This window comes from Escherichia sp. B1147 (assembly GCF_001660175.1).
GTDB classification, from domain to species: Bacteria; Pseudomonadota; Gammaproteobacteria; order Enterobacterales; family Enterobacteriaceae; genus Escherichia; species Escherichia whittamii.
The window spans coordinates 55,606-69,375 of sequence record NZ_LFHY01000018.1; the positions used below are offsets into that span (position 1 = coordinate 55,606).

The window sequence follows — 13,770 nt, forward strand, 5'->3', positions numbered from 1 at the left end:
GCCCCGGCTCTCGTTAAAGAGTAAAAGGCGGTTTATTTTCCAGCACTGCCTGAATCACATTCAGCGCGCCTTCATGATTATTGTCATCCGTAGCGTAATGAGCGATTTGTTTAATACTTTCAGCAGCATTGCCCATCGCAAAAGAATAACGCGCCATTTTTAACATTTCGGCGTCGTTACCGCTGTCGCCAATCGCTACCACATTTTGCGGTGACAAATCCCAGCGTTTTATCAACCGTGAAATACCGTTCGCTTTATGCAGGCCGGGTATAATCAGGTCAATAAACCCAAAACCACTGGTCACCGGTTTCATAATTCCGTCGAGTGCAATGTGCAGTTTGTCTATCACTAATGGGATTTGTTCATCCGGCAGGTTGAGCGAAAATTTGAACAGCACATCGTCAATGTCCTGGTAATCCTTTACAGGTTTCAGGCGATGGTAGTGTTTTGCCATCAGGGCGACAAAAGCTTCTGGCGCATTCTCACTGACATAGGCACTTTGCAGACCACAGGCGACAAAATTTAGCTGTTTATCTTTCAGCAGCTCACCAATGACAATTTGCGATTCATGCCGGGTCAACTCGCCGTGAAACAGTTGTTTGCCATGTTCGTAAACCAGCGCGCCGTTTTCTGCGACAAATGAGATTTCATCCTTTAGCTCAGGAAAGAAGGAAATAAGCTGATAATACTGATTACCACTGGCGACAACGAACTCAATACCGCGTTTTTTAAATTCCTGATACTGCGCCATAAAACGCTCATGATTGTACGTTTTGGCGTCGTTTAGAAAAGTACCGTCCATGTCTGTGACGATAACTTTTACGCTCATAGAAGTGCTCCTGGCAATGAATGCAAACCGCCACAGTGTAATAACAATGTGACGCAGGACACAAATTTATTTCGAATGAAAGAGAGAGTGAAATTGATGATGTGAATGATTTGGCCCGGCGACGCCGCCGCCGGGCTGAGGGGATTACAGCATATGTTCGGTACGGGCGATGATATCGTCCTGCGCTTCCGGCGACAGGGCGGTGAAGAAGGCGGAATAGCCCGCGACGCGTACCACCAGATCGCGGTATTGATCCGGATGTTTTTTCGCTTCCAGCAATGTTTCGCGGGAAACAATGTTGTACTGAATGTGCCAGCCTTTATGCACTTCAAAGAAGGTGCGCAGCAGGATCATCAGTTTCTGCTTGTCAGATTCATTTTCCAGCGTCGCCGGATTCAGTTTCTGGTTGAGCAACACGCCGCCAAGAATCGCTGCCGTAGGCAGTTTCCCCACCGAGCCAATGACCGCCGTTGGGCCGAGATGGTCGGTACCGGAGGCTGGGCTTGCGCCTTCTGCCAGCGGGGTATGCGCTTTACGCCCGTCCGGCGTTGCCATCGTCTGCGCGCCAAACGGTACGTTGGCGGAAATAGATGATGTACCTGCGTAATAATTGCCGCCGATCGGGCCACGACCGTAGCGTGGGTTATGGTACTGTTTCAGTTCGTCGATATAGGTCTGATAAGCGCGAGCCAGCAGCGTATCGACGCTATCATCGTCATTGCCGTACTTCGGCGCGCCGTTAATAAGACGCTGACGCAACTGCTCGTGAGTCAGACCGTCGAAGTCTTCCGCCAGTGCGGTAGCCAGTTGTTGCTGACCAATCGCACCCTGTTCAAATACCAGTTTCTTCACTGCCGCCAGGCTGTTGCCGAGGTTAGCAATACCGACCTGTAAGCCAGATACCCAGTCATATTTTGCGCCACCTTGCTTAATACTCTTCGCCCGCTCAATACAGTCATCCACCAGCGCCGAGCAGAGAATATCGTGCACGTTTTCTTCCAGCATGGTATCGACGACATATTCGATTTCGATTGATTTGCGGGTGTAGTAACGGATTTGTGTATCCCACGCGTCCATTACTTCATCGAAGTTGTTGAAGTTACCCGCTGACAACGCTTTTTCTTGTGGCAGGAACACTTTGCCGCTGGTGGCATCACGACCGCCTTCCAGCGCCGCCAGCATTACGCGGGCGAAGTTGATAAAGCTCATGCCGGTGCAGCGATAGCCCCATTTACCGCCGACGGCGGTTTCGATACAGCCAATCGCTGCGTAGTCGTAAGCGTCCTGCGGTTCAATACCGAGTTTGATAAATTCTGGGATCACGATTTCATCGTTGTTGAACGCGGGCATCCCGAAGCCGCAGCGGATCACCTGCACGCAGGCGTCGAGGAAATCGTTGCTCATTCCCGCGTGGTAGCGCACGCTGAGGTTAGGCTGCGTCGAACGTAGGCGACCGCAGGATTCGAGGATCGCGTAAGAGAGTGGATTCACTGCGTCCATCGGCTGACCATCAACCAGATTTTGCCCACCAATGGTGACGTTCTGATACAGCGGGCTTCCCGCAGAGGCTTTTGAGTGCGAGCCGGAGCGGATCTTGTTCACTTCCAGCAGTTTCAGCCAGCAACTATGTAGCATTTCGATGGCGTGTTCACGATCCAGCGTCTGGTTGAGTTCAACGTCGCGACGATAGTACGGATAGAGATACTGGTCCATACGACCAAACGACACCGAGTGACCGTTAGATTCAATCTGCAAAATCAACTGGATGAAGTAGCACAGTTGCAGCGCCTGCCAGAAAGTCTGCGGCGGCTGGTGGGCGATAAGGTCGCAGTTTTCTGCTATCGCCAGCAGTTCATCGCGACGGCTTTCGCGGGTTTCGGTGGCGGCCATTTCACGCGCCAGAGCAGCGAAACGTTCAATGTGTTCACTGACGGCCACCAGTACGATATCTATAGCTTTCAGGAACTGCTCGCCATGCAAATCTTCCAGCACTGTCAGGTTAATACGCGAGCGACGCTCCGCCACTTTCTCGCGCAGACCATCAAGCCCTTTTTCCAGCAACAGCGGGAAATTGACTGCCAGGTGCGCGTCGCCGGAAGTCATATTGCCTTCCGCTTTAATGATTCCGGTCGCCAGTAGGCCTTTTTGCTCATCGGTAAACATGCCATAGCAGCGATCCTGTACGGTCTGACCGCGCCACCACGGGCATACTTCATGCAGAACACGTTTGTTCTCTTCGCTCACTGCAAAACCAGCGCCGGGACGATCCGCCAGATCATCAATCTCTTTTTCGATCCACGACACGGTATATTCCGGGAAGATCGGCGCGGCGCGAACTTCGCTTGCCTGGTTGCCGATGATCAACTCATCGTGTTTGATCCAGATGGTGCGGTTAGCCAGGTGGTGTGCCAGCGCCAGCGCGCGACGTACCGGGATTGGCTTATCGAGATGTTGTTGATACATCTCGGTATAGTGCTGCGCGCGTTCGGTACAGACCGGCGGTTTCACAATATGCACCAGCGCGTTTTTGTGCGCTTTAATGCGGTCGCTGAGGGTGTCCAGTTTCAGTGTTGTCATGATTGTTATCCTCGTAAGGTCGCGGTTAACCCTTTCTGGCAGGCATACTGCTGGGCAAAGTCGAGCAGTTCTGGCGCATCAAGCGGTTTTTCCGGGGCGTCATAGGGCAGATTAAGTAAGTGATATTTGTTGATGCCCAGCGTGTGGTAGGGCAAGAAATGGATTTCGTTAACGTGCAGTTCACTGGCGGCAAAATCAGTAATGGCTTTCACCGCGGCTTCATCGGCATTAAAGCCTTGAATCAGTGGCACGCGAATAATGATTTTTTTGCCCGCCGCCGCGAGTTTTTTCAGGTTATCCAGTACTCTCGCAGCATTGCCGTCGGTCCACTGTTTAAACGGCACGTCGGCAACGTGTTTTAAATCGGCAAGAAACAGATCAATATACGGCAGAGAAGGGGCGATATATTTCCACGGCACATGCAGACAGGTTTCTACCGCAGTATGAATACCAGCCTCGTGGCTGGCTTGCAGTAGTGCCATTGCCATTTCCGGCTGCATAAACGGCTCACCACCGGAAAGCGTTAAGCCACCGCCGCTGCGATCGTAAAACGGTTTGTCGCGCAGAACGGTCGCCATGATCTCCTCAACGCTTTTCGCTTCACCGCACACGGTTAATGCCTGAGTCGGACAGCAGTCGGTCAGTGCCGTCAAATGTTCAGGCGTTAATTTTTCCCTATGAATAAGCAAGCCATTCAGCGCGCGCTCAATCACTTCCGGCGCGGTCTTCGAGCATAGTTCGCAACCTTCCAGGCACAGACGCGCGTCATATAGCAGGTCCTGCGTGCGGGCGCGGCTTTCCGGGTTCTGACACCAGCGGCAGCCCAGTGAGCACCCCTTAAGAAAAACTACCGTGCGGATACCGGGACCGTCGTGGGTCGAATAGCGCTGAATATTGAAAATCATAGAAGCCCTCTCTTTTCGTTCAAGCATTAAAATACTTTCGAATGAAAGTTAGATTGATGTGCGTCAACTGTTCAGAGAGTTTTCTCGTGATAGTCTGCATTCAGACAAAAGTAGATTTAGAGGATGACTATGGAACTGTATCTGGATACTTCAGACGTCGCCGCAGTGAAGGCGCTGGCGCGTGTTTTTCCGTTGGCGGGCGTGACCACTAACCCAAGTATTGTGGCGGCAGGTAAGAAGCCTCTGGAAGTTTTACTTCCTGAGTTACATGAGGCAATGGGCGGACAGGGGCGTTTGTTTGCCCAGGTCATGTCTACTACTGCTGAAGGTATGGTGAATGATGCGCGTAAACTGCGCTCTATTATTACGGATATCGTGGTTAAAGTACCTGTGACTGCCGAAGGGCTGGCAGCGATTAAGCTATTAAAAGCGGAAGGTATTCCGACGCTGGGTACGGCGGTGTATGGCGCAGCGCAAGGGCTGTTGTCGGCGCTGGCAGGTGCGGAGTATGTTGCGCCTTACGTCAACCGAATTGATGCCCAGGGCGGAAGTGGTATTCAGACGGTGACCGACTTACACCAGTTGCTGAAAATGCATGCGCCACAGGCGAAAGTGCTGGCAGCCAGTTTCAAAACCCCGCGTCAGGCGTTGGACTGCTTACTGGCAGGATGTGAATCAATCACGCTGCCGCTGGATGTTGCGCAACAGATGATTAGCTATCCGGCAGTTGATGCCGCTGTAGCGAAGTTTGAGCAGGACTGGCAGGGGGCTTTTGGCAGAACGTCGCTTTAACAGGGCGCTTGTCATCCTCATAAATTAATTATGACCTGGCGGAGGGCAACAATGCCCGATGCGGCGCTGTCGCGTCTTATCAGGCCTGGAAATCTGTGTTCGAACCGTAGGTCGGATAAGGCGTTTACGCCGCATCCGACATCAGGAACACATTGCCGGATGCGGCGCCTGGCGCGTAACAGATGGCAATTACTGCCCGCACACCTCACATCCCGGATTGCGCATCAGTTTCATTTCACGGAACTGACAGGTCATCGCATCGTACATAACGATTTTTCCGCTGGCAGGTTTGCCATAACCGGCCAGCAGTTTAATCGCTTCCATTGCCTGTAATGAACCAATCACCCCAATCAACGGTGCCATCACGCCCGCTTCTACGCAGGTTAACGCGTTTTCGCCAAACAGACGACTCAGACAACGGTAACATGGCTCGCCATCCTGGTAAGTAAAAACGGTGATTTGACCTTCCATACGAATTGCCGCGCCGGAAACCAGCGGCACCTTTGCGGCAAAACAGCCTGCGTTAAGTTGATTACGTACCGCAACGTTATCCGTACAGTCGAGCACCAGATTGTGCTTTGCAATCAACGCAGCAAGTTCAGCGTCATCAAGCAGCGCATTTACCGGCGTAATAGAAATATGCGGATTGATACGCGCCAGGGCGTCACGGGCGGATTCCACCTTCGGTTGCCCGACCGTGGCATCACTGTGCAGCGTCTGGCGTTGCAGATTTGAGAGCGAAACCGTGTCGAAGTCGAGCAGCGTCAGGTTGCCGACGCCTGCGCTTGCCAGATATTGCGAGGCAGCACAGCCGAGGCCGCCCAGGCCGACGACCAGCACACGCGCCTCTTTCAACGCCTCCTGACCGTCAAAATCAAAACCACGCAGGATGATTTGCCGGTTGTAGCGCAGCATCTCCTGATCGCTGAGTTCCGCCATTACAGGCCTCCGAACAACGCGTTAAAGGGCTCGACTTCCACCCATTCGCCCGCTTCAACATTGCCGCGATCGCGTTCCAGTACGATAAAGCAGTTGCCGAGGCTAAAGGAGCTAAATATATGTGAACCCTGATGCCCGGTGGTCGTGACTTCTAGCTCGCCGTCGGCGTTGCGTTGCAGCACGCCGCGCTGGAAATCAAGACGTCCGGGGGATTTCTTCAGGCGAGAAGCCGTGCGTACACGCTGACGCGCAGGCAGGCCGCTGGCGGTATTGCCGCTTAATTTTGCCAGTAACGGTTGTACCAGTTGGTAGAAAGTCAGCGTCGCTGAAACCGGGTTGCCCGGCAATCCGCAGAACCAGCTATTAGAGAGTTTACCAAACGCGAACGGTTTGCCAGGTTTAATCGCCAGCTTCCAGAATGCGATTTCGCCCAGCTCTTCGAGAATGGTTTTGGTGTAATCCGCCTCACCGACCGAAACACCGCCGGAACTGATCACCACATCCGCCTGGCTGTCTGCTTCAATAAATGCCGCACGTAACGCGTTCGGGTCGTCACGGATAATCCCTAAGTTGATTACCTCGCAACCTAACTGTTCCAGCATCAGATGCACGGCCAGACGGTTGGTATCGTAGATTTGCCCGTCGCCCAGTGGCTGACCGGGTAGCTGGAGTTCATCGCCCGTGGAAAATAGCGCCACTCGCACTTTACGAATCACCGGAACTTCGGCAATCCCTAGCGAAGCAATCACTGGCAGTTCAGCGGTAGTCAGGCGAGTGCCTGCAGGGAAAACTACTGCGCCCGCAGAAATATCTTCACCGCGATGACGAATATTTTGCCCGCTACGCACTTCAGCGGTAAAACGCACGCCATTGTCCGTGAGTTCAGTCTGTTCCTGCATTACCACCGCTTCACAGCTTTCCGGCACCGGCGCGCCAGTCATAATGCGAATGCAGGTGCCAGCGGGCCACTCGCCATGATAAGGCTGACCGGCAAACGACTTCCCGGCAACGGGCAGCGGTTGTCCGGAGGCGATATCGGCCAAACGTACCGCGTAGCCGTCCATTGCAGAGTTATCAAACCCTGGGACATCCAGCGGCGAAATCACATCGCTCGCCAGAATACGGCCAAAACACTGTACCAGTGGCAGCGTTTCCTGGGCGGTCAGTGGGGTAACGCGAGAAAGCATCTCATTAAGCGCGGTGTCGAGCGACATCAATCCGGTGGTAAATTCCATGAAAACACTCCTGCGGAGGCAAAATCGAATTCGCCTATTATGTCAGAAAAACGTTTCAGACTGTATGCCACCTCGGTCGTAGAGCAGACGCTCGCCTTTACATGCGATATACATCTTTCTATATTCAAAAATTGAATGAGTAATTCATAAAAATTCTGATATTTATAGCAAAAGTGGCGAGCCACCCTTAATGGACGAAGACTATGGGCAAAGCAGTCATTGCAATCCAAGGCGGCGCAGGCGCAATTAGCCGCGCACAGATGAGTCTGCAACAGGAATTACGCTACATTGAGGCGCTGTCTGCCATTGTTGAAACCGGACAGCAAATGCTCGAAGCAGGCGAAAGCGCGCTGGATGTGGTGACAGAAGCGGTGCGCCTGCTGGAAGAGTGTCCGCTCTTTAACGCTGGAATTGGCGCCGTTTTTACGCGTAATGAAACCCATGAACTGGATGCCTGCGTGATGGATGGCAACACACTGAAAGCGGGGGCGGTGGCGGGTGTTAGCCATCTGCGCAACCCGATTCTTGCAGCCCGTCTGGTAATGGAGCAAAGCCCGCATGTGATGATGATTGGCGAGGGGGCGGAAAACTTTGCTTTTTCTCATGGCATGGAGCGCGTCTCGCCGGAGATTTTCTCCACGCCTTTGCGTTATGAACAGCTGCTGGCGGCGCGTGAGGGAGGGGAAACCGTCCTCGACCATCGCGGCGCTCCGCTGGATGAAAAACAGAAAATGGGTACGGTGGGAGCCGTGGCTTTGGATTTACACGGCAATCTGGCGGCAGCTACGTCCACGGGCGGAATGACCAATAAATTACCCGGGCGAGTGGGCGACAGTCCTTTAGTTGGAGCCGGATGCTACGCCAATAACGCCAGTGTGGCGGTTTCTTGTACCGGTACGGGCGAAGTCTTCATTCGCGCGCTGGCGGCGTATGACATCAGCGCGTTAATGGATTATGGCGGTCTAAGCCTCGCGGAAGCCTGCGAGCGGGTGGTGATGGAAAAACTCCCTGCGCTTGGCGGCAGCGGTGGCTTAATCGCTATCGACCACGAAGGTAACGTTGCGCTACCGTTTAATACTGAAGGAATGTATCGCGCCTGGGGCTACGCAGGCGATACACCAACCACCGGTATCTACCGTGAAAAAGGGGACACCGTTGCCACACAGTGATGAACTTGATGTCGGTGAAGTACTGGCGGTCGATAATCTCAATATTGCCTTTAGGCAGGACCAGCAGAAAATGGCTGCAGTGCGCAATCTTTCTTTTCGTTTGCGACGCGGTGAGACGCTGGCCATTGTCGGGGAATCAGGTTCCGGTAAATCCGTCACAGCACTGGCATTGATGCGTCTATTGGAACAAGCAGGCGGTCTGGTGCAGTGCGATAAAATGCTGTTGCGGCGACGCAGTCGTGAAGTGATTGAGCTTAACGAGCAGAGTGCCAGGCAAATACAGCATGTGCGCGGTGCAGATATAGCGATGATTTTTCAGGAGCCGATGACCTCGCTGAATCCGGTATTTACCGTCGGCGAACAGATTGCCGAGTCAATCCGTTTGCATCAAAACGCCAGTCGTGAACAGGCGATGGTAGAGGCGAAGCGGATGCTGGATCAGGTTCGCATCCCGGAAGCACAAACCATTCTTTCGCGTTATCCGCATCAACTCTCCGGCGGAATGCGCCAGCGAGTGATGATTGCAATGGCGCTGTCATGTCGTCCGGCGGTGCTGATTGCCGATGAGCCGACCACCGCGCTGGATGTCACCATTCAGGCGCAGATCCTGCAATTAATCAAAGTATTGCAAAAAGAGATGTCGATGGGCGTCATCTTTATCACTCACGACATGGGCGTGGTGGCGGAGATAGCCGATCGGGTGTTGGTGATGTATCAGGGCGAAGCGGTCGAAACGGGCAGCGTCGAACAGATTTTTCATGCGCCAGAGCATCCTTATACCCGCGCGCTGTTGGCTGCCGTACCGCAGTTGGGGGCGATGAAAGGGCAAGATTATCCTCGCCGTTTCCCGCTGATATCGCTTGAACATCCGGAAAAACAGGAATGGCCTGTCGAGCAGAAAACGGTGGTTGACGGCGAACCTGTTTTACAGGTGCGTAATCTGGTGACCCGTTTCCCTTTACGTAGCGGCTTACTGAATCGCGTAACGCGAGAAGTGCATGCGGTTGAGAAGGTCGGTTTTGATCTCTGGCCGGGCGAAACGTTGTCGCTGGTGGGCGAGTCCGGGAGTGGCAAATCAACCACCGGTCGAGCGTTGCTGCGCCTGGTTGAATCCCAGGGCGGCGAAATCATCTTCAAAGGGCAGCGAATCGATACCCTTTCACCTGGCAAACTGCAGGCATTGCGTCGCGACATCCAGTTTATTTTTCAGGATCCTTACGCCTCGTTGGACCCGCGCCAGACGGTTGGCGATTCGATAATGGAACCGCTGCGTGTGCACGGTTTATTGCAGGGTAAAGAAGCTGCTGCACGCGTTGCGTGGTTGCTGGAGCGCGTTGGCCTGTTACCTGAACATGCGTGGCGTTACCCGCATGAGTTTTCCGGCGGTCAGCGCCAGCGCATCTGCATTGCTCGCGCGTTGGCGCTGAATCCGAAAGTGATCATTGCCGATGAAGCCGTTTCAGCGCTGGATGTTTCTATCCGCGGGCAAATCATCAACTTGTTGCTCGATCTCCAGCGTGATTTTGGCATCGCCTTTTTGTTTATCTCCCATGATATGGCCGTTGTAGAGCGGATCAGTCATCGCGTGGCGGTGATGTATCTCGGGCAAATCGTTGAAATTGGTCCACGGCGTGCGGTCTTTGAAAATCCGCAGCACCCTTATACACGTAAGTTACTGGCGGCAGTTCCGGTCGCTGAACCGTCCCGACTACGACCGCAGCGCGTGCTGCTGTCAGACGATCTTCCCAGCAACATTCATCTGCGTGGCGAAGAGGTTGCAGCCGCCTCGTTGCAATGCGTCGGGCCGGGGCATTACGTCGCACAACCACAATCAGAGTACGCATTTTTGCGTAGATAACATTCAGGCGGAGAATAAAATGGCAAGAGCTGTACACCGTAGTGGGTTAGTGGCGCTGGGCATTGCCGCAGCGTTGATGACATCTTGTGCATTTGCTGCCAAAGATGTGGTTGTGGCAGTGGGATCGAACTTCACTACGCTCGATCCATATGACGCGAATGACACGTTGTCGCAGGCAGTAGCGAAATCTTTTTATCAGGGGCTGTTCGGTCTGGATAAAGAGATGAAACTGAAAAACGTACTAGCGGAGAGTTATACCGTTTCCGATGACGGCCTTACTTACACCGTGAAATTGCGCGAAGGGATTAAGTTCCAGGATGGCACCGACTTCAACGCAGCGGCGGTAAAAGCGAATCTGGACCGGGCCAGCGATCCGGCGAATCATCTTAAACGCTATAACCTGTATAAGAATATTGCCAAAACTGAAGCGCTCGATCCGACAACGGTGAAGATTACGCTCAAGCAACCGTTCTCCGCGTTTATTAACATCCTCGCTCACCCGGCGACAGCGATGATTTCACCTGCGGCGCTGGATAAATATGGCAAGGAGATCGGTTTTCATCCGGTGGGAACCGGACCGTATGAACTGGATACCTGGAATCAGACCGATTTTGTGAAGGTTAAAAAATTCGCTGATTACTGGCAGCCAGGCTTGCCCAAACTGGACAGCATCACCTGGCGTCCGGTGGCGGATAACAACACCCGCGCGGCAATGCTGCAAACCGGTGAAGCGCAGTTTGCTTTCCCCATCCCTTATGAACAAGCAGCGCTACTGGAAAAGAATAAAAATATCGAGCTGATGGCCAGCCCGTCGATTATGCAGCGTTATATCAGCATGAACGTGACGCAGAAACCATTCGATAACCCAAAAGTGCGTGAGGCGTTGAATTACGCTATCAACCGTCAGGCGCTGGTGAAAGTGGCCTTCGCGGGATATGCCGTTCCTGCCACTGGTGTGGTGCCACCGAGTATTGCCTACGCGCAAAGTTATAAACCTTGGCCTTACGATCCAGCTAAAGCGCGCGAACTATTGAAAGAGGCGGGATATCCCAACGGTTTCAGTACCACACTGTGGTCATCACATAATCACAGTACCGCGCAGAAAGTGCTGCAATTTACCCAGCAACAGCTAGCGCAGGTGGGGATTAAAGCCCAGGTAACGGCGATGGATGCCGGGCAGCGAGCGGCGGAAGTTGAAGGTAAAGGGCAGAAAGAGAGCGGTGTGCGAATGTTCTACACTGGCTGGTCGGCTTCGACTGGTGAAGCTGACTGGGCGCTATCGCCGCTGTTTGCCTCGCAGAACTGGCCGCCGACGCAGTTTAATACCGCGTTTTACAGCAATAAGCAGGTGGATGACGAGCTTGCCCAGGCGCTGAAAACCAACGATCCGGCGGAAAAGGCGCGCTTGTATAAGGCGGCGCAGGATACCATCTGGCAAGAGTCGCCGTGGATCCCGCTGGTGGTAGAAAAACTGGTGTCGGCCCACAGTAAAAAACTGAGCGGTTTTTGGATCATGCCAGACACCGGCTTCAGCTTTGAAGATGCGGATTTGCAATAAGCAACGCAGGGAGTGTAATGCTTAATTACGTTATCAAACGCTTACTGGGGTTGATTCCGACGCTGTTTGTCGTCTCGGTGCTGGTGTTTTTATTTGTCCATATGCTGCCCGGCGATCCGGCGCGATTGATTGCTGGACCCGAAGCTGATGCGCAGGTTATAGAACTGGTGCGTCAGCAGCTGGGGCTGGATCAGCCGCTGTATCACCAGTTCTGGCATTACATCACCAATGCTGTGCAGGGGGATTTTGGCCTGTCGATGGTGTCGCGTCGCCCGGTTGCCGAGGAGATTGCCAGTCGCTTCATGCCTACGCTGTGGTTGACCATTACCAGTATGACCTGGGCGGTGCTGTTCGGTATGGCGGCTGGTATTATCGCCGCCGTCTGGCGTAACCGTTGGCCGGATCGATTAAGTATGACCATCGCGGTATCAGGGATTTCATTTCCGGCATTTGCGCTCGGAATATTGCTGATTCAGGTTTTCTCTGTTGAACTTGGCTGGTTGCCTACCGTAGGTGCAGACAGTTGGCAGCACTACATATTACCTTCTCTGACGCTCGGCGCGGCGGTGGCTTCAGTGATGGCGCGTTTTACCCGCGCCTCGTTTGTCGACGTTTTAAGTGAAGATTATATGCGTACCGCGAGGGCGAAAGGGGTGAGCGAAACCTGGGTTGTCCTCAAACATGGTCTGCGCAATGCCATGATCCCGGTGGTCACCATGATGGGATTGCAGTTTGGCTTTTTGCTCGGCGGCTCCATCGTAGTGGAGAAAGTATTTAACTGGCCCGGACTTGGGCGTTTACTAGTCGATTCGGTAGAAATGCGTGATTACCCGGTGATTCAGGCAGAAATTCTGCTCTTCTCGCTGGAGTTTATTCTTATCAACTTAGTGGTGGATGTGCTTTACGCCGCCATTAACCCGGCTATCAGGTACAAGTAAGGATGCGATTATTTAACTGGCGACGTCAGGCGGTGTTAAACGCTATGCCACTGGTAAAAACTGACCAGGTACGTACACCGTGGCATGAGTTCTGGCGACGTTTTCGCCGTCAGCATATGGCGATGACCGCCGCACTGTTCGTCATTTTGTTGATTGTGGTGGCTATTTTCGCCCGCTGGATCGCCCCCTATGATGCTGAAAATTATTTCGATTATGACAACCTGAATAACGGGCCTTCTTTGCAGCACTGGTTTGGCGTCGACTCGCTGGGGCGTGATATTTTCAGCCGTGTCCTGGTTGGCGCGCAAATCTCGCTTGCGGCGGGGGTGTTTGCTGTCTTTATCGGTGCGGCTATCGGTACGCTATTGGGCTTACTGGCGGGATATTACGAGGGCTGGTGGGATCGGCTGATCATGCGTATTTGCGATGTGCTTTTTGCATTCCCGGGCATATTACTGGCGATTGCTGTCGTTGCGGTGTTAGGAAGTGGCATTGCTAACGTGATTATCGCTGTAGCCATCTTTTCCATTCCGGCTTTTGCCCGCCTGGTGCGCGGCAACACGCTAGTGTTGAAACAGCAAACTTTTATTGAATCGGCGCGCAGTATTGGTGCCAGTGATATGACCATCTTGTTGCGCCATATCTTGCCCGGGACTGTCTCTTCCATTGTCGTCTTTTTCACTATGCGTATTGGCACTTCGATCATCTCGGCTGCCAGCCTTTCATTTCTCGGCCTGGGGGCGCAGCCGCCGACACCAGAATGGGGAGCTATGCTCAATGAAGCGCGAGCGGATATGGTCATCGCCCCGCATGTGGCGGTTTTCCCGGCACTCGCTATCTTCCTGACCGTGCTGGCTTTCAACTTGCTGGGCGATGGCTTACGCGACGCGCTGGACCCGAAAATTAAAGCATAATCACAGCAGAATATTGCTTAATAATGTAATGGCGTCATAGGAAATTATTGCTATAC

Annotated in this window: 11 protein-coding genes; 6 read left to right on the forward strand and 5 right to left on the reverse strand. The window is 53.3% G+C overall.

All coding sequences use genetic code 11. From position 1 onward, the window contains the following. Positions 1–13: 13 nt before the first annotated feature. From ybiV to A9180_RS19080, 3 genes are all read right to left on the reverse strand, one after another. Entirely contained in the window at positions 14–829 is an 816-nt protein-coding gene (ybiV, locus tag A9180_RS19070; RefSeq protein ID WP_064530121.1) for a sugar-phosphatase YbiV, read from the reverse strand. A 144-nt stretch (positions 830–973) separates the two neighbouring features. Then, positions 974–3,406, reverse strand: coding sequence for a glycyl radical protein (locus A9180_RS19075; protein WP_064530122.1), 2,433 nt, complete (start codon positions 3,404–3,406; stop codon positions 974–976). 5 nt (positions 3,407–3,411) lie between these two features. After that, positions 3,412–4,311 carry a glycyl-radical enzyme activating protein gene (locus A9180_RS19080; protein ID WP_064530123.1) on the reverse strand — a complete coding sequence of 300 codons (900 nt, stop codon included), beginning with the start codon at positions 4,309–4,311 and terminating at the stop codon, positions 3,412–3,414. A 129-nt stretch (positions 4,312–4,440) separates the two neighbouring features. On the opposite strand from A9180_RS19080, the gene fsa reads away from it, so the two are divergent. After that, complete coding sequence (gene fsa, locus A9180_RS19085) at positions 4,441–5,103, forward strand: fructose-6-phosphate aldolase (RefSeq protein WP_064530124.1); 663 nt, start codon at positions 4,441–4,443, stop codon at positions 5,101–5,103. A 189-nt stretch (positions 5,104–5,292) separates the two neighbouring features. Here the strand turns inward: fsa and moeB are convergent, their stop codons facing one another. Both moeB and moeA read right to left on the reverse strand, forming a co-directional pair. Beyond that, a complete protein-coding gene (gene moeB, locus A9180_RS19090) occupies positions 5,293–6,042 on the reverse strand; it encodes a molybdopterin-synthase adenylyltransferase MoeB (RefSeq protein WP_064530125.1) in 750 nt (249 codons plus the stop codon). Next, entirely contained in the window at positions 6,042–7,277 is a 1,236-nt protein-coding gene (gene moeA, locus A9180_RS19095) for a molybdopterin molybdotransferase MoeA (RefSeq protein ID WP_064530126.1), read from the reverse strand. The genes moeB and moeA overlap by 1 nt, the downstream gene beginning before the upstream one ends. A 203-nt stretch (positions 7,278–7,480) precedes the next feature. Between moeA and iaaA the strand changes: the two genes are divergently transcribed. From iaaA to gsiD, 5 genes are read left to right on the forward strand one after another with little or no spacing between them, the layout of a single operon-like run. After that, on the forward strand, positions 7,481–8,446 hold the full coding sequence (gene iaaA / locus A9180_RS19100) for a beta-aspartyl-peptidase (protein ID WP_064530127.1): 966 nt from the start codon (positions 7,481–7,483) through the stop codon (positions 8,444–8,446). After that, positions 8,433–10,304, forward strand: a complete 1,872-nt coding sequence (gene gsiA / locus A9180_RS19105) for a glutathione ABC transporter ATP-binding protein GsiA (protein ID WP_064530128.1) — start codon at positions 8,433–8,435, stop codon at positions 10,302–10,304. The genes iaaA and gsiA overlap by 14 nt, the downstream gene beginning before the upstream one ends. Positions 10,305–10,323: 19 nt before the next feature. Beyond that, positions 10,324–11,862, forward strand: coding sequence for a glutathione ABC transporter substrate-binding protein GsiB (gene gsiB / locus A9180_RS19110; RefSeq protein ID WP_064530129.1), 1,539 nt, complete (start codon positions 10,324–10,326; stop codon positions 11,860–11,862). A gap of 17 nt (positions 11,863–11,879) precedes the next feature. Continuing rightward, positions 11,880–12,800, forward strand: a complete 921-nt coding sequence (gene gsiC / locus A9180_RS19115; protein ID WP_064530130.1) for a glutathione ABC transporter permease GsiC — start codon at positions 11,880–11,882, stop codon at positions 12,798–12,800. Between the two features lie 2 nt (positions 12,801–12,802). Continuing rightward, positions 12,803–13,714, forward strand: a complete 912-nt coding sequence (gsiD, locus tag A9180_RS19120; protein ID WP_064530131.1) for a glutathione ABC transporter permease GsiD — start codon at positions 12,803–12,805, stop codon at positions 13,712–13,714. Positions 13,715–13,770: the final 56 nt, after the last annotated feature.